Raw genomic sequence first — 17,847 nt, 5'->3', positions numbered from 1 at the left:
ACATACTCGAATCGTATCTGATCACACAGCTGGCTGTTGATTCAAAAGATCCCATTGAAATACAGCGATATTTTGATGAATTCAAAAAATTGAAAAAAGATTTCGATGAGCGTCATGAGTTTTGGAAAAAGGAATTACCCAAGGGAGAGATCAGGAAAATTCTCCTTGAGGACAGTTATGAACCGGCAATGAAATTCTACCATGACGCCCTCACGGTGTTTTTCCCGGCACTGTTGCAAGGAGATCGCACCACCGCGGGACGGATACTACTGACATCGCTTGCCCGCAGTTATCGTGCCCACCGGCAACAGATCGACCACCTGGTGCGCTTGATCGATGAACATGCCAAACAGACCGAAGACAGCGCCTTGAGCAGTCTGAAGTATTCCTCTTTGGCGTTCAGCGTGTTGACATGTGTGATTTTCGTCATGTCCGTAATTGTCATGGTATATGTCAGGAAAAACAGCAAAGAACTGGAGATTCTCAACAGCCGCCTGAACGATATCATCGAATTCATCCCTGATGCAATGTTCGTTACTGATACCGCCGGGAGAGTCGTAGCCTGGAACCATGCCATCGAAGAGTTGACCGGAGTAGCGAAAAACCTGGTTATTGACAAGGGGGACTACGAATATGGGGTGGCATTCTATGGGGAACGTCGCCCAACTCTGATCGATGCACTTGATGCCGGCAATCCCGAAGCAGGAGAAAAGTATGCATATGTCCGATCCAAAGGGGAGGTGCTCTATGCCGAATCCTCCGTTGCCGCTCTCAATGGCCGGCAGGACGTTCATATCTGGGAGGTTGCGGCGCCTCTTTATGACAAGCAAGGGAGGCGAACCGGCGCCATAGAGATCGTTCGTGACATTACTGAGGGTAAACGAATTGAAGAGGGATTGGCCGTCAAACAAAAGCAGTTGGAGGCTTTGAACACGGAGCTTGAGCAGCGGGTGCGGGAACGTACCAGCCAGCTTGAGGTCAGTAACGCGGATCTGGGCCAGGCCCGGGACGCAGCCGAGGCCGCCGACCGTGCCAAGAGCGAGTTTCTAACCAACATGAGCCATGAGATCCGCACCCCGATGAACGCCGTGATCGGCATGATCCACCTGGCCCTGCAAACGGAGCTGACCCCCAAACAGATGGAGTACCTGGGCAAGGCCATGTTTGCCGCCGAGTCGCTTTTGGGAATCATCAACGACATTTTGGACTTTTCCAAGATTGAGGCCGGCAAGCTGGAGATGGAGCAGGGCGAATTCATCCTCCAGGAGGTGCTGGACAAGGTCACTACTGTCGTGGGCATGAAGACCCACGAAAAAGAGCTGGAGTTCATGCTGAGCGTTGCCCCCGACGTGCCGCCTGCGCTGGTGGGCGATCCCCTGCGCCTCGGCCAGGTACTGATCAACCTCTGCAGCAATGCGGTCAAGTTCACGGAGCAGGGGGAGATCGTCCTGGTAACCGTAAAACAGGCTGACCGCACCGACGGGCGGATCACCCTGCGTTTCTCGGTCCGGGACACCGGTATCGGCATGACCGCCGAGCAACTTGCGAACCTGTTCACCCCCTTCACCCAGGTCGACACGTCAAGCACGAGGCGCCATGGCGGAACCGGCCTGGGGCTGGCCATCTGTAGTCAGCTTGTGGCGTTGATGGATGGCGAGATCTGGGTGGAATCCGAACCGGGCAAAGGGAGCGAATTCTTCTTCACCGCGGCCTTCGGTATCGGCGATGCCGCTACGGCACGGAATCCGGAGACTGTGCCCGAGCTGCGGGTCCTGGTTGTTGACGACAGTGCGGCTGCCCGCGACATCTTTGCCGAACAGCTCACCAAGCTCGGCTTCGAGGCCACCCTGGCGGCGTCGGGAGCCGAGGCCCTGCATGCCCTCCAATCGGCACGCGCCACCCGCCCCTTTAACCTGGTGCTTCTCGACTGGAAAATGCCGGATATGGACGGGTTCGAGACGGCGCGTCTGATCAGGAACAGTTCCCTCACGCCCTGCCCCCCCATCATCCTGGTCACGGCCTATGGTAACGATGAGGTGCGCAGCAGGGGCGAGGCCGACGGTTTTGCTGGCTACCTGGCCAAACCGGTCTCCCCGTCGTCGCTCTTCGATGCCATCATGACAGCGTTCGGCAAGGAGGTTCCCCTTCCGGGTGTCGTGCTCAAGGCTGCTCACTCCGTCGATTTCCGGGGAGCGCACCTGCTCCTGGTGGAGGACAACGATTTTAATCAGCAGGTGGCGACCGGTCTCATCAACTCGGCAGGGGCGGAGGTCACGGTAGCAGGGAACGGCAGGGAAGCCCTTGAACTCGCGCGGAGCGGATCGTTCGATGCCGTGCTGATGGATCTCCAGATGCCGGTGATGGACGGCTGGGAGGCCACCCGGCTGATCCGGGCCGAACCGGCATGCAACCATTTGCCGGTCATTGCCATGACCGCCCATGCCATGACCCACGACCGGAAACGTTGCCTTGATGCCGGCATGAGCGACTACATCAGCAAGCCAATAGATCCCCGTGAGTTTTATATGGTATTGGCCAAATGGATTGCCGCGAAACCGACTGAACAACAGCCCCCCCAACGGACTGAACTGCCGGCCGACGACGTCCGCCTGCCGGCAACACTGCCGGGAATTGTGATGGAGACCGGGTTGAAATGCCTGAACAACAACCGAGAGTTCTACCGCGAGATGTTGCTCCGCTTTCTCAATACCAAGCAAGATACCTGCACTAAAATCAGGGAAAAACTTGCCGCGGGCGACAGAGAGGGGGCTGCAAGAATGGCTCACTCCATGAAATCCATTGCCGGCAGCGTCGGCGCTGAAGATCTGATGGCTTCCTCTGCGGATCTGGAAAAAGCGTTGGATGCTGATGAATATGATGTGTGGGAACAACTTCTTGTGGAATTCGAAGGCCGTCTTGCTATTGTGCTCAACGGCCTTGAGGCGGCATTCGGGAGGCCCTCTGCCGTTCCAGTGTCGTTGCAGCGGCCTGACAAGCCCATTGATACGGCCAGAGCCACCTGCCTGGCCAATGAGATATCGTCATTGCTGGAAAAGGATATGGTACAGGCACTGGATTCGCTCAAACAGTTGGGAGAGCATCTGCGGGGAACCAGCCTGGAAGGTTCCTTTGAAAGTCTTACTAGACACATGGACAATTTTGATATTGAAAATACGCGGAGATGTATCCGCGGAATTATGCAGGCATTAATCAACCAATAATTGCTTCCTATCATTGGAAGCGGGAAGACATACGCTGTCACAGTCAAAGAGGTCAGCAATCAGCTATAGCACTGTCGGTGTTCCAGCTTTTTCATCCTTGCATAAAGAACCCTCATGGACGACATTGTAGTTCGAGTTACTTTGTTTTGCCTCGCTCAATAACAAATCGGAACAACATTAATGCAAAATAAAGCGGATCTCCTCGGTAGGTGGTACGCCAACCTGTTTCAAAATTGTGCAACTTGGCGAATCGATTCCACCATTCCTGCTGCTCGCTCCAATCAGCAAGTGTAGAAAAGCTTGCTTCCGAGTGAAACCAACTCACCCAAGCAATCAGTTATAACCCTACGTGTTATGACCACTTCTAAAACGCCTCCATAAGAATATTCCCACTGCCGGACCGATACCTCGATCGTTGCTCCAGCTCGGGTGTCATAACAACCTTCATTGTTCTTGAAAAATTGGACCGAGAAGATGCCCGCAGGGAAGCGAAGCACCAGAAGTCACAGGCTCGAAAATTAACCTGGGAATGAATGAACACTCCCGCAGGAAGACCAGAAGAGCACGGCAACCCATCTGGCTGTTAGGAGCTCATCAGATGGGGCACCTTTTAACATGAAAAACAAGTCCAGGCGGCTTTCAAAGCCCCTTCTGACATGGCACTTACCATTGTGAACAAACCAATCCGGTGGAAAGTGCTTTGATAGCGCTCTCTTGGTATTCAAGAGATATCTCGCGAAAATCCCCATGCACATCAACAAACGCCTGTAAAACGTCGGGATCGAAATGACCGGGGGATGTTCGGCCATCTCCCCGCGTGATGATCATAAAAGCCTGTTCGTGGGCATAAGCGGTCTTATAGACCCGTTTGCTGACCAGAGCGTCATACACATCCGCCAAAGCCATCAGTCGACCGGAAACCGGTATTTCGTCCCCTGCTAAACCATGGTAACCGGTGCCGTCCCATCGCTCATGATGAGTGTAGGTAATTTCTTCGGCACACTTGAGGAACGAAGATATTTTGTCGTCTTTCATAAGCTTACCGATACGCGACACCGTGTCGCGGCCATAAATGGTATGCAGTTTCATCTGGTTGAACTCATCTGCCGTAAGAGGGCCCGGTTTGCGCAAAATATGATCCGGCACGCCGACTTTGCCGATATCATGGAGCGGTGCCGAGTTATAGAGAGAGCGAATGGAGTGCTGATCAAAGTATTCCTTGAAGCGGGGATGATCTTTCAGACGTTCAGCCAGCAGTCGTATGTAGAGCTGGGTGCGGCGGATGTGCTGACCTGTCTCCGGATCGCGGTATTCGGCCAGGATACCGAGGCCATAAATGGCCGCATCCTGAACAAGGGCCAATTCGCTCGTTCGCTCCTGGACAAGGTCTTCCCAAAAATCGCGATGCCGCTTTAATTCGAGGTGATTGCGCACCCTGGCCCTCACCAAATCCGGACTGAACGGCTTGATTATGTAGTCAACCGCTCCCAGTTCCAGACCTTTCTTCTCGTCATCCTTCTCTGACAAGGCCGTGATGAAGATAATAGGAATTGACTCGGTGGCGCTATCGGATTTCAATTTCCTGCATACTTCATAGCCGTCCATTTCGGGCATATTGATATCCAGCAGGATGATATCGGGCCGCGGTTCGAGGTTAGCCATCTGCAGCGCCTTGTGACCACTCGTGGCAACGATTATGGCATACTCGTCGCGCAATGTTTCCATAAGCACTTGTACGTTTACGTTGGAGTCGTCAACGATAAGAACTTTATTCTTGCGAATGATGTTGTTCATTTTCATTTTCCTTGATGTAAATTCCGACCAGTGCTCAACGTAGGTTCATGGTGGCAAGGCAGTAGTTTATTTCCAAGGACAGCCGTAATTCTCTGGTTTCGCTTTCCATCCAAATGCCCCCTCTGATTCAGAAGGTTTCTGATCCTGGCTTTTAAGACTACAGGATAAAACGGCTTGCGGATGTAATTAGCCGCTCCCAGTTCCAGACCAGTACATTCATCGTCCTCCCGGGATTTGGCGTTTATAAACAGTACAGGTATAGGATTTGTCTTTTCAAAGGACTTGAGCCATGTGCAGATTTCATAGCCATCCAGCCCCGACATAGTGACATCCAAGAGAATAATATCGGGGACCGGTTCTGCATGGGCCAATTGAAGTGCACGTTCACCGCCCGTGACAACGATGATGGAGTATTCATGGCGCAAGGTTTCCATCAACACGCGGATGTCCTCTGGGGTGTCATCCACGATGAGCACCGTCTGCCTGTTTGTAGTATCGGTGGTCATGATCTGGCATCCTCCTCTATACAGCATCCATGATGTTGCGCGTCACCAGGTTCAGCGGCAGTATCCGGTCCACGGCTCCCATTTCGATCGCCTTCTTCGGCATGCCGAATACCACGCAACTGGCCTCGTCCTGAGCAAAGGTCAATGCGCCATGCTCCCGCATCTCTTTCAGGCCCCTGGCGCCATCTTCACCCATGCCGGTTAGAATCACCCCCACCGCATTTTTCCCTGCATACTTTGCAACCGACCTGAACAGAACATCAACAGCAGGCTTCACAAAATTCACAGCCGGCCCATCAGACAGTTCGATATGGTACATGGCACCACTTCGGCTAACAGACATGTGCTTGCCGCCCGGTGCAACATATACGGTCCCACGGGAGATTCTATCGCCATGCTCCGCCTCTTTGACCGTAACTCGAGCCATCTCGTTCAGACGTTTGGCAAATGACTTGGTGAACAGAGGGGGCATATGCTGGACAATGACAACACCGGGTACCGATGCCGGCAGTGCCATGATAACCTCGGTGAGCGCCTGGGTCCCACCGGTGGAGGCACCAATGGCAATCAGTTTGTCAGTTGTGGCCATCCGTCTGGTATCGAGTGCGGAAAAGGGCCTTGCAATCGGAATAGCCGGAGGCACTATGGGCAATGCTTGCCGTCTGATCCTGGCTTTTGCGGCAATCCGCACCTTCCTGACAATCTCGCCGGCCAGATCCGCAATCCCTTCCGAAATATCGACAGTCGGCTTTGTTACATAGTCGACCGCTCCCAGTTCCAGGGCGCGCAATGTCGTGTCGCATGATTTTTGCGTCAGGGAACTCACCATAACTACCGGCAGCGGGTCGGTATGCATCAGTTCATCAAGGAAAGTCAGGCCGTCCATCCGCGGCATTTCCACATCCAGGGTAATGACGTCCGGCTGCAGGCTCGTAATCTTGGTTTTTGCAAAAATCGGGTCAGCCGCCGAACCGACTACTTCTATATCGTCAGCCTCATTCAATATCTCCGTCAGTATCGCCCTGATGACCGCCGAGTCGTCTATGACGAGTACCTTTATCTTGCTGCCCATAGAATCTCCTCGCGTGTTTGCAGCAGCTACATTTCAGAATAGATCCACATTGGCGCCAAACTCCGACGCATCACAAGCCGCCGCCTCTGTCTCCGGAATATACGTACTCGGCGCAAACGAGCCACCACCACGTTTGCGGGCGATGGCCTCATGGATATGCCGTTCACTCTGCATGGTGTAATGCTCTTCCATATGCCGAAGATTGTTCTTGAATTCCGAGCTGGCAGGTTCCAGTTCCCTTGACGCTGCGACAATGGTGTCCAGGCATGTCACAACCTGTTCAGCCATGCCCTGAGCCCGTTCATGCACATCAATGCCCACAGTTACCCGCTCAATGTCATCGGCCAGTGCGCCTATCATTGAACCGAGCCCGGGCAACAACTCCATCAGGGCGTTGTTGATATGTTCCAGCTCCAATAAAATATTGGACATTTCCTTTTCCATGGCAGCTATTCGGGACAGCTGCTCAGACCCTCCGGTTGCCTCCTGTAACAGATGCTGCGTGAATTGGTTAATCTGCAACAGGATCTGGGATACCGTATCGGTTTGGATGATGGCATCAACAGACAGACGCTTTATTGCCTCAGCCAAAACCCCTAGGGCCGCTCCGTCTCGACCTGTATGCGCGGCCTTGATCTGGGCATTGAGCGCGATCAAACCGATTTCGGATCCTATGGACTCGATATCCGTCACAAAACCGGTGACCTCCTGCATGGTGTTCGCCACATGGGACAGAGTCGCGGACATGCCGCGTTCCGACTCGGCGCAGTTGGTCAAAACTGCCGTCACGGTGTCCATGCCTCGATGCATAGCTTCCATGAAGGAACCACCACCGGAATCGACCAGACCCGTTGTGGAAAGTATTTCTGAAGCCATCGACGCCTGTTTGGCAGCAACGTCGCGCAAATTGTCCACGATGGAACATACGGCAGTTGACAATTCCGATGTCGCAAAGCGTAGTTGTGCCGACTGCAGTTCGCACACATCACCGGCCTCGATAATCAATTTACGATGGATTTCCCGGGTTGATGCCATGCCGGTCGAATCCCGTAGGTTTGCCGAAAGCAGCTCAACTGCCCCTACTATATGTTCAACCTGTTGGCGCGTCATGTCGTGCATCTGCAACGATGAAACCACCTCGCTGATGTTGGCGGTGACATCTCTCGAAATCGACGAGATCAAATTGCCGAGCGTGCCGCAACGGGTGTTGACGCCCTCCAACTCTTCAAGATTGCGCGAGGTCTTTGCGAGTATGTCGCTCACATCCCTGTTCTGGGCCGTCTCGCTGGCATGGACCACCTGCAGGTCGGCGGCTATCGTTTTTGACAGTTGATGGCGGTGCTCCAGGATATTCACCGATTTCTGGCAGACAAGCTCGGACAGTTTTTCCACGTCCAATGCCAGGGTTTGAAAACCGTTTCCCATGTCGCCAAGTCGGGAACTTTCTATCTTGGTTGAGATACCCAGCATGCGCAGGGTTTTGGTCATCTTCCGGAAGCTCTCCAGTGGCTGGGAAACCTGTTCGAGCAGGACAGGGATGCGCTCAAGTGTTTCACAGCTATTGTGGTTCTGGCTGCGTGCACCGGATAGATAAATCTCCATGTCAGCCATTATCTGGCGAAAACGATCGATCAGTAGCCGTATCTGCTGGCCGGTGACCGCATCCACCAGCTGATTGGCCATGGCGGTAATGTCTGACGAACGTTGGTAAAAATTCTGCATCTGGGAACCAATATGCAGGAACTCGTCCTCGGTTGTGCCGGCCAGAGTTCTGAGTATGACGCTCGGGTTTATCAGCGAATCCTGCCATGAGGCGAGGATGGCTGCGGAATTCTGTTGCACATACAAAGTGTCGTCGTATCCGGTCATCTCTTCAGGGTTCCCTTTCTTCGATTCATCGGCTTTATACAACTCCCGCATACGATGCATGTCTTGCATGGCTGCACCTGCTGATATGCCGCTGCGCCCCCCTTGACGGCAATGGCTTGTGAATCCTTTCCAAGCGGGCGTACCGTTATTTCGCCCGTTGCAGTCCTGAGTGCGACCCGGATGCCGCTCGTATCTCTCACATGCTCACCGACTATGGGAATCCCGTAGATTCGCAACCGTTCCCGGGCTATCAAAATATTTCCGTCACCGATATTGAAAACGCCATCCAATGCGTCAATAACCGCCCCTCCCCCGAATATCCAGGCTTGCAGCGCACCGATATCGGCGCCCAGATGAACTATCTGTTCCACCAAGGTGTCGATGGACGTACCGCCATAAATGGTGGACTTTTGAGTTCCCGTTTGCTCGCTGGGGAGCAGATAATGGTTAAGCCCCCCAATACCACGCTCTCCATCCCACAGGCATACCGCCACACACGATCCCAAAATGGTCTCCAGCAGGACAGGTTCCCTCGACACGGCCACTTCGCCTATGTTCAGAATGATCCGCTTCATAATCTGCGATAGACCGTGATGCCGACCGGTTTGAACAGAGCATTGTTGAACATCGTCTCCGAATGTCCGAGAAAGAGATGACCATCGTCACTGAGATTCCTGTGGAACATGTTCAGCACGTGATTTTTCATGGGATCATCGAAATAAATCATGACATTCCTGCAGAAGATAAGGTCGAACTTCTTGGTGAACGGATAGGTGGCATCCTTGAGGTTCAACCGTCTGAACCTGACTACCTGCTTCAGGAAATCCTTGACCGCAAACGCGCCGGTAAGGGCTTCGGTACCCTTGAGGAAATGCCGCCTCAGAAAATCCGGCGCCAGCCGGTCGGGAAGCTGCTCCATACTGTATATGCCACGCTGGGCCGATGCGAGGACATTGGTGGAGATGTCGCTGGCCAATATCTTAACGTCCCAGCCGCAAAAGGGATCATCGGGATCGGCATTGGGGAAGCGCTCCCGCAGTGCCTCGCTCACACTAACGGCAATGGAGTAGGGTTCCTCACCGGTCGAACAGCCCGCGCTCCAGATGCGAATCTCCCGCTGCTGGCACCGGCTTTCAACCAGTCTGGGGATCAGCGTATCCCTCAGGTATTCGAAGTGGTGATTCTCCCTGAAAAATTTGGTGGTGTTGGTAGAGATGCAGTTCAGCATGATGATGGTTTCATCCTCGTCCGCCTTGACCCTCTTGTAATACTCCTGATAGCTGGAGAGCCCCAGCGCCCGCAACCGTTTCTGGAAGCGGGACACCATCAGGGTTTTCTTCTGGTCGCTGAGCCGGATTCCGGCGAAGTCATAGATGAACTTGGCAAAGAGCTGGAACAGTTCATCCGTCATCAGCGGGGTATCGTTTACGGCTGTCTCTGACATAGTCTCCACCTGTTGCGGTATCTGTTGCTTGCTTTGTTGAAGCGTCTCTGCCAAATCTCAACATCTGTTAACCACAGAGGGCACAGAGAAAATAGATTTCAGCTTCTGCCCTGGTTTTCATCTCAGTGCCCTCTGTGGCCAAGGTCTCTCCCGATCAAAACTCCGAGAAATCGCCCTGTGCAGCAGCCTGCGTGGGTACGGCTGACAGAGCCGGGCGCGAAGAGGTGAACTTCCTCGTGGCGTCGCCGGGACCCTGCACCAGAGTCCTGGATACGACCGGCTCCTGGCGGATCATGGTCCGGGGTGCTGCTCTGCGGTTGTCGTCTACCCGGAAGAATGAAACCACGTCCAGAAGCGCCTTGGCCTGGGCTGCCAGTTCCTCGGCCGAGGCCGAGGTCTCCTCCACCAGAGAGGCGTTCTGCTGGGTGGTCTGATCCACCTGTGTCATGGCGGTGTTGACCTGGTTGATTCCAGTAGACTGTTCCTGGGCAGCGGCCGCCACCTCGTCCATCAGGTCCGTTACCTTCTTAATCCCAGTAACAATCTCATTCAGCTTCTTGCTCAACTCCTCGGCCAGCTGTACCCCTTTACCGGTCTTCTCGCCGCTGTCCTCGATCAGGGCTGTGATCTCCTTGGCAGAAGCGGTGGTACGCTGGGCAAGGCTTCTGATCTCTGCCGCAACCACCGCAAAGCCCTTGCCGTGCTCACCGGCGCGGGCAGCCTCAACCGCCGCGTTCAGGGCCAGAAGGTTGGTCTGGAAGGCTATCTCGCCGATTACGTCGGAGATGTTGGCGATCTTGGCGGAGGATTTATTGATCTCGGACATGGCGGAGATAGTGTCGGCCATGACCGCGGTCCCCTCTTCCGCCACGCTACGACTGGTGCGGGCCAGACTGTTGGCCTCCCGGGCGTTCTCGGCGGTGCTGCGGGTCGAGGCCCCCATTTCCTCCATGGCGGCGGTGGTTTCCTCAACCGAGGCGGCCTGTTCGGTGATTTTTTGGGAGAAGCTCTGGTTGGCCTCGGAGATCTGGTCCGCGGCAATGGAAACCTGGTTGGCAGCCTCCACCGACTGGCCGGCGATCTCCCGCAGGGTCTGGACCATCTCTCTGATGTTGAAGAGCATGCTGGTGGTGTCGTTGGCTTGGGTCTTGACATCAACAGTCAGGTTACCCTGGGATACCTCGTGAACGATCTCGCTGACGTACACGGGTTCGCCGCCGAGCTGGCGGGTGATGTACCGTGTGATGAATAGCCCTATTCCGACGGCAAGCAGCACACCTATGGCGATAATGATGTTGATCATCAGAGACGTTTGTCTGGCCATGGCGCTGTTCTTGTTGGAAGTTTCCTTGGCGGTTTTTTCGTTCAGATCGCTGACCTTTTCAATGATCGTTCGGACATCCTTGCGAAGCTGGCTCCCCTCACCGTTGTGCAGCGCCACCATCTCGTCATACTTACCGGCCTGGGCCAGCCCCTTCATCCTGTCCAGATACTTGGTCCACCCCCCCCATTGGTCCAGCATGTCCTTATAATTTTTCTCATCCTCGGCATCAATCAGGGTTTTCTTGTATAGCCCAAGATGCTCGTTCACGCCCTTTACGGCTTCGTCCACATGGCTCAGGTATTTCCCGTTTTTTTCGTACCCCACATAGGCGATGTTGGATGCGGTCCGTTCGAAACCTTGCGTTACTTCAGCCATGTACGCCAAGGGCACAGTCATTTTTTCGTAGAGAAAGGTGTCTGCATCATCAAGCTTATGTAGCTTATAATTGCCGAACAGCCCGATGAATGCGGCGATCAGAGCGATCACCATATAACTTGTGATCAGTTTCGTTCCCAGCTTAAGATTTGCAAACCAGTTCATGTATGCACCTCCGATATATTTTGGGTGATTTAGTGACCTATGAATTCTGTCCGCCGATAGCCTGCTCCAGCACTATTGCCTCATCAACGCTCAACACCTTATCCACGTCCAGCACCAGCACCAGGTTGTCTCCAGTCTTGCCCATGCCTGCAATGAACTCGGTGTTGATGCTAGCGCCGAAATCAGGGGCGGCCGAGATGTCCCGAGGCGACATGTTGAGGATGTCCGAGACAGTGTCCACGATCAGTCCCATGACTCCCCGGGAGAATTCTGTCACGATGATGCAGGTATGCTTCTTGTATTCACCGCTCTGCATGCCGAACTTTTCCTTCAGGTCAACCACCGGAATGATGGTGCCCCGCAGGTTGATGACCCCCTTCAGATACGAGGGGAGATGGGGCACCTTGGTGACGCCGGTCAGCTCGATGATCTCCTGGACATTCAAGGCGTCAAAGGCATAGAGCTCGTCGTTCAAGGTAAAGGTCACGTACTCCTGGCCCGAATCCGCTTGGCCGGCATTGTTGCTGTTTCTGTTCTCAATTGTCTCTGCCATATGGCCCTCCATAGTGAAATATATGTCTTTTTCCGGCTTGACAGCCTCTTCAGAACTCCGCGAAGTCGCCCTGTCCAGCTCCAGCTATCGGCGCAGATGCGGTCGCCAGGGCCGGCCGGAGAGAAGAAAGCTTCCTTGTCCCCCCCGCATTCTGCACCAGTACCCTGGTGGCTGTCGGCTCCTGGCGGATGGCGGTCCGCGGAGCACTTTTACGGTTGTCGTCGACACGGAAGAAGGAGACCACGTCCAGCAGTGCCTTGGCCTGGGCCGCCAGTTCCTCGGCAGAGGCGGAGGTCTCCTCCACCAGGGAGGCGTTCTGCTGGGTGGTCTGGTCCACCTGACCCATGGCCGTGTTCACCTGGTTGATCCCCGAGGACTGCTCCTGGGCCGCGGCAGCCACCTCGTCCATCAGGTCCGTTACCTTCTTAATCCCAGTAACAATCTCATTCAGCTTCTTGCTCAACTCCTCGGCTAGTTGCACACCTTTGCCGGTCTTCTCACCGCTGTCCTCGATCAGGGCGGTGATCTCCTTGGCAGAGGCAGTGGTACGCTGGGCCAGGCTCCTGATTTCGGCGGCAACCACGGCAAAGCCCTTGCCGTGCTCGCCAGCCCGGGCAGCCTCCACGGCAGCGTTCAGGGCCAGCAGATTGGTCTGGAAGGCAATCTCGCCGATCACGTCGGAGATGTTGGCGATTTTGGCGGAGGATTTATTGATCTCCGCCATGGCGGCGATGGTGTCGGCCATGACCATGGTGCCCTCTTCCGCCACGCTCCTGCTGGTGCGGGCCAGGCTGTTGGCCTCGCGGGCGTTCTCGGCGGTGCTGCGGGTGGAGGCACCCATCTCTTCCATGGCGGCGGTGGTTTCCTCCACCGAGGCAGCCTGCTCGGTGATCTTCTGGGAAAAGCTCTGGTTGGCCTCGGAGATTTGATCCGCTGCGATGGACACCTGGTTGGCGGCCTCCACCGACTGGCCGGCAATGTCACGCAGGGCCTGGACCATCTCCCTGATGTTAAAGAGCATGCTGGCGGTATCATTAGCCTGGGTTTTCACGTCCACCGTCAGGTTCCCCTGGGATATCTCGTGCACGATCTCGCTGACGTATTCAGGCTCGCCACCGAGTTGGCGCTTGATGCCGCGGGCGATGACGATACCGAGGATGACCGCCACGACAAAACCTGCCACGGTAATTGATATGGCAAGGATCTTGACAAAACTGACCAATTTCTTCCCGCTCTGGTACTCATCCTGCGCATACTTGTCGTTCAGGTCGGTTACCTTGCCGAGCAGTTCCTCGGCAGCGCTGAACGACTTGCTGGCGGCGCCGAAGGACAAGGCCTTTGCCTCCTGAAGCTTCCCTTCGTTGATCAGCTGCGCGACCACCTGGTGATCCTTTTTCCAGGCATCCCAGGAGACAACGAACTCCTTCCAAATCTTCTCCTCTTCCTTTGTCTGAGGTAGCGGTTCGTAGATCTTCCACCCCTTGTCGGCATTTTTCCAGGCATCGGCCAGCCGCTTTTGCAGCCGCTCCCGGACATCGGCCGGAGCCTCGAGCAGCAGTGAACGCTCCGCTCGCAGTACCGATGTCTGTGCCTCATTCATGATGCCCAGTCCCCGGATACTCGGGGTGCGGTTGCCCGCCACCTCCTCCAGAGAGCTTCCGAGCCTGCCGGCTCCCCAAAAACCGGTGACGCCGACGATCAGGGTAATGGCGCTCGCCACCAAAAATGCCGCTATCAATTTGCCTTCGATTCCCAGTTTCATGTTCCCCTCCTCTGTGTTTTCAGTGTAGGTACCTTCTCCGTCTGCTTCTCTATTTCTCTGATCCCCGGACCGGTAGCTGCTGTTGGGCTGCAGCGACGATCCCCACCACATCGAGCACCAGGGCTACCCGGCCGTCACCCATGATAGTGCCGCCGGCAATGTCCCGTACCTTGGGGGTAGCCGAACCCAGATTTTTCAGGACGATCTGCTGTTCTCCCAGCAATTCGTCCACCAGAAAGCCATACTTGTTATTGTCGTGCTGGGTGACCACCACGATTCCCTCACGAGGGTCCGTTTTGCGGCAGGATATATCAAGGAGTCGGTGCAGCCGGATCAGCGGAATGCACTCGCCCCGTACGTTGACGACTGTTCCCTGCTCGCTGACGGAATTGACGTCCTTTCGGTCGGGGCGCAGGGATTCGATGACTGAGGTGATCGGAATGATGTAGACTTCTTCCCCGATCCCGACGGTCAGACCATCGATGATGGCCAGAGTGAGCGGCAGCCTGATGGAGATGGTCGTGCCGACTCCCTTGCGGGTCCTGATCTGAACGGTGCCGTTCAAGGCTTCAATGTTCTTCTTGACCACGTCCATGCCCACGCCGCGTCCCGATATGTCGGTGATCCTGTCGGCAGTGGAGAAGCCGGGAAGCATGATCAGGTTGTGGGCATCATCATCAGAGAGTCCCACCGCAGTTTGAATGACACCTTTCTCCAATGCCTTGGCGATGATCTTTTCCTTGTCCAGACCGCGTCCGTCGTCCTTTACATCAATATAAACCGCATCCCCCATCTGATAGGCCATGAGATACACCGTTGCCTGGCGGGGTTTTCCGGCGGCGGCACGTTCATCGGGGGGTTCGATCCCGTGATCCACGGAATTGCGGATCAGGTGCACCAGCGGGTCGGCAATCTTTTCCAGCACCCCTTTATCAAGTTCGGTTTCCTCACCGCTGATGATCAGCTCGATATCCTTCCCCTTGCTTGACGACAGTTCGCGGACCAGCCTGGTGAAACGCTGGAACACCTCGCCGACCGGTAACATGCGCAGAGCCATGGCCCCTTCCTGGATATCCTTGCCGATGCGCTGCAGCTGGGAAAAAATAGTGTCGATCCGCTCCGCATTGTTACCCCTGAGCTCGTCCTCCTGACCGGCCTGGCCGTACATCACCTGATGGAACATGGAATGGATGATCACCATCTCCCCGACCAGATTGACCAGATGGTCCAATTTTTTCAGATCGACCCGGATGCTTGTGGAAACAGCTTTCTTGAAGGAATCAGCTTGGCGGGCAGCTTGTTTGTCCAATACTCCGTTAACTTTTGCGCTGCTGGTTTTACCCTGCTCCACCAGAATTTCGCCGAGTTTCTTCTGTTGGGTGAGCGCCTCCCTGACATCTTCGGCATCCACCACTCCCTCATCTACCAGCAATTTGCCGAGCAGAGGGATATCCTGATCCGATTCCGGCAATGGGGTAACGGAGATCTCACTGTCATCCTCGATGAACTCGAAAACCTCCCGGATTGCCTGTTCGCCGCGGTCTGTGGTCAATCTGAATGTCCATCTGAGGTAAAGCTCTTCGTAGTTTAGTTCTGACAACCGGGGGACATGTTCTGTTTCGCAGGTCAATTCGCTGATTTCACCCATTTCCTGCAGCTCATCGAAAAACTTGACCGGATCCATGCCGCACTGAAAGAGGTTCTGCGGTGGGGTAAACCTTATAAGGAACCTGTTTCTGCTGCCGCCAGCAACAACAGCAACAGGCGCCTGTTCTACCGAAACATCGGCCGGGGACAAACCTCGCAGGGCATTCATGCGAGACATCAGATCGTGGCAGCGCTCAAAGGGGAACTGCTCTTCGGAGGCAACGGCGGCGACCATCTCCTTGATCATGTCCAGTGCCTCCAGCAGAGTGCTGATCATCTCCCTGGCTGGCCTGAGCTCCCCCGCGCGCATGGATTCGAGAATCTCTTCCATGATGTGGGTGAAGCGGGAAATATCCGGCAATCCGACAGTGCCGCTCGATCCTTTGATGGTATGAGCGGATCGGAAGATGGAATTCAACAGCTCGGCATCGTCAGGAGCTTTTTCCAGTTGCATGAGTCCGTTTTCCACGATCTCGATGTGTTCCGACGCTTCTTCTATAAATGCCGCATGAAATCTTCTGAGATCCATAACCCCTCCTACGGATAATCTGTGGCGCCCGTCATCGGTTGCCAAACTCTGGAGACAGGCCCGTATCAGGCCTGACTTCCTTAAAGGGCAACTCCGACCGATGCCGCATATGTTTTTATGAAGGCCGGAATCGAACAGGTCATGGTGACGCCGTTCTTTCCCGCCTCTTTCATTGCCGCCACCAAGACCTGAAGTGCGGCGCAATCGATCCGCTCCACTTCGGTGAGGCTTACCGTTACCTCCTGGCCCCCTTGCAGGGCATGCAGCATGCTGTTGGCCATATCCCCGATGGTGCTGATGGTAAGTTCATTCGCGAATGCAATGTGTCTAGCCATGACATATCCCCTTATTTCCATTGATGGTTCTTTAATTCAGCAAATGTCACAGCACCTTCTTCACCACAGCTAGAAGCTGTTCCGGCTTGAACGGCTTGACGATCCAGCCGGTGGCTCCGGCAGCCTTGCCTTCCTGCTTTTTGGCATCCTGTGATTCGGTGGTCAGCATGATGATCGGTATGAATTTGCAGGAGGGAAGCGCCCGGGCTCCCTTGATCAGATTGATGCCGTCGAGGTTGGGCATGTTCAGGTCGGTGATGATCATATCCACCTTTGTGCCAGCCAGTTTGCTGAGAGCATCGCGGCCATCGACCGCTTCGATCACATCGTATCCTGCCTGTTTCAGAACAAAACTCACCATCTGTCTGACACTGGCTGAGTCATCTGCTGTCATGATCGTCTTTGCCATCCGCATGTTCCTCCCTGCTTGAGTATGAAATTATTAATTATTTCCTTATGTGATGCCGTACGGCTTTTCCCGCTGTCATATGCAACGATAGTTAGCAGCAAGCATGCCGAAGCATGAAAAAACAAAATAATATCGTAATTACGATAACTTACAATCAAAGAGCCGACAAAAAAAGTGCATGAGCGCAATGCCACAAATGTGACTATCCCTATGGGTGTAAGCTGGCAACGTGTTGTGGGCAATGGATTCTAGTGGAGGCTTTTTTTGAGTTTGAATGTTCTGTAGGAAACGAAACTTCATTGTGGCATGTGTCACAAATGTGGCAAAACTTAGCAAATTAGTACTTTGAATCGCCCCTAGTTTTCCTAAACTCTCCTGATTCATAAAAGATGATTCAGAGGGGCTTTGTTTATGGCGGAAAGTTCACTCCGGGATATGAGTCTTGAACTCATAGCTCGTCAGCATAGTTTTGGCCGCATGTAACCGGCTGATATGTAATGCCTTCTTGATGAACTTACAGGGGAACAGATGGGACAGGTCCGCCGGCACTTTGATCTTGTAGTAAAACCGGCTATTGACCTTTATGAGGTGTGTAGGATATGACAAAGCCACTCAACTCCTGTATACCTAGTTGTATACCTAGCGTTGAATGGCTCTATTTTTGCCTAGCAGAATCAGCTAGTTATGATAGTGGCGTCCCCGAGACGATGAATCCGATAACTGGGAAATAAGTTTTAATTTCAAGTGATTACAGACAAAAATCACTAACATGGCTATGGTCAAGCTCATTCAGTTTTTGTGATTGATGCCAGGGGCAACGGTTATCATGTCACGCCTTGGCG

14 protein-coding genes are annotated in these 17,847 nt (G+C 54.2%); 1 reads left to right on the top strand and 13 read right to left on the bottom strand.

Annotated elements, in window-relative coordinates; translation table 11 throughout:
- Positions 1–188: 188 nt before the first annotated feature.
- A complete protein-coding gene (locus tag GSVR_RS04975) occupies positions 189–3,221 on the top strand; it encodes a response regulator (RefSeq protein ID WP_203978796.1) in 3,033 nt (1,010 codons plus the stop codon).
- Positions 3,222–3,884: 663 nt separating this feature from the next.
- Here GSVR_RS04975 and GSVR_RS04970 read toward each other — a convergent pair.
- The 13 genes from GSVR_RS04970 to GSVR_RS22340 all read right to left on the bottom strand — a co-directional run bounded on the left by GSVR_RS04970 (position 3,885) and on the right by GSVR_RS22340 (position 17,617).
- Positions 3,885–5,015 carry a two-component system response regulator gene (locus GSVR_RS04970; RefSeq protein ID WP_203978795.1) on the bottom strand — a complete coding sequence of 377 codons (1,131 nt, stop codon included), beginning with the start codon at positions 5,013–5,015 and terminating at the stop codon, positions 3,885–3,887.
- A 2-nt stretch (positions 5,016–5,017) separates the two neighbouring features.
- A complete protein-coding gene (locus tag GSVR_RS04965) occupies positions 5,018–5,521 on the bottom strand; it encodes a response regulator (protein ID WP_173201566.1) in 504 nt (167 codons plus the stop codon).
- Between the two features lie 16 nt (positions 5,522–5,537).
- On the bottom strand, positions 5,538–6,593 hold the full coding sequence (locus GSVR_RS04960) for a chemotaxis response regulator protein-glutamate methylesterase (RefSeq protein ID WP_173201568.1): 1,056 nt from the start codon (positions 6,591–6,593) through the stop codon (positions 5,538–5,540).
- A gap of 33 nt (positions 6,594–6,626) precedes the next feature.
- Positions 6,627–8,531, bottom strand: coding sequence for a methyl-accepting chemotaxis protein (locus tag GSVR_RS04955; protein ID WP_173201569.1), 1,905 nt, complete (start codon positions 8,529–8,531; stop codon positions 6,627–6,629).
- Positions 8,459–9,037, bottom strand: a complete 579-nt coding sequence (locus GSVR_RS04950; protein ID WP_173201570.1) for a chemotaxis protein CheD — start codon at positions 9,035–9,037, stop codon at positions 8,459–8,461. Before GSVR_RS04950 ends, GSVR_RS04955 begins: the two co-directional genes overlap by 73 nt.
- Positions 9,034–9,906 (bottom strand): protein-glutamate O-methyltransferase CheR, encoded by an 873-nt coding sequence (locus tag GSVR_RS04945; protein ID WP_173201571.1) that lies wholly within the window; start codon positions 9,904–9,906, stop codon positions 9,034–9,036. The genes GSVR_RS04950 and GSVR_RS04945 overlap by 4 nt, the downstream gene beginning before the upstream one ends.
- Positions 9,907–10,060: 154 nt before the next feature.
- The gene (locus GSVR_RS04940) at positions 10,061–11,770 is read right to left on the bottom strand and encodes a methyl-accepting chemotaxis protein (protein ID WP_173201572.1); all 1,710 of its coding nucleotides are present in this window, start codon (positions 11,768–11,770) and stop codon (positions 10,061–10,063) included.
- A 37-nt stretch (positions 11,771–11,807) separates the two neighbouring features.
- The gene (locus GSVR_RS04935; RefSeq protein WP_173201573.1) at positions 11,808–12,323 is read right to left on the bottom strand and encodes a chemotaxis protein CheW; all 516 of its coding nucleotides are present in this window, start codon (positions 12,321–12,323) and stop codon (positions 11,808–11,810) included.
- A 49-nt stretch (positions 12,324–12,372) separates the two neighbouring features.
- Entirely contained in the window at positions 12,373–14,085 is a 1,713-nt protein-coding gene (locus GSVR_RS04930) for a methyl-accepting chemotaxis protein (RefSeq protein ID WP_173201574.1), read from the bottom strand.
- Between the two features lie 49 nt (positions 14,086–14,134).
- Positions 14,135–16,261 (bottom strand): chemotaxis protein CheA, encoded by a 2,127-nt coding sequence (locus GSVR_RS04925; RefSeq protein WP_173201575.1) that lies wholly within the window; start codon positions 16,259–16,261, stop codon positions 14,135–14,137.
- 80 nt (positions 16,262–16,341) lie between these two features.
- Positions 16,342–16,596: a lipid asymmetry maintenance protein MlaB gene (locus GSVR_RS04920; RefSeq protein ID WP_173201576.1), complete on the bottom strand. Its 255-nt coding sequence runs from the start codon at positions 16,594–16,596 to the stop codon at positions 16,342–16,344.
- Positions 16,597–16,642: 46 nt separating this feature from the next.
- On the bottom strand, positions 16,643–17,005 hold the full coding sequence (locus GSVR_RS04915) for a response regulator (RefSeq protein ID WP_173201577.1): 363 nt from the start codon (positions 17,003–17,005) through the stop codon (positions 16,643–16,645).
- Between the two features lie 423 nt (positions 17,006–17,428).
- Positions 17,429–17,617: a DUF6538 domain-containing protein gene (locus GSVR_RS22340; protein ID WP_370552065.1), complete on the bottom strand. Its 189-nt coding sequence runs from the start codon at positions 17,615–17,617 to the stop codon at positions 17,429–17,431.
- Positions 17,618–17,847: the final 230 nt, after the last annotated feature.

Origin of the sequence: Geobacter sp. SVR (assembly GCF_016865365.1) — a bacterium.
In the GTDB taxonomy this organism is placed as follows: domain Bacteria; phylum Desulfobacterota; class Desulfuromonadia; order Geobacterales; family Pseudopelobacteraceae; genus Pelotalea.
Note: the sequence above shows the minus strand (reverse complement) of the source record. Positions and strands in the feature narration are given on the sequence as shown.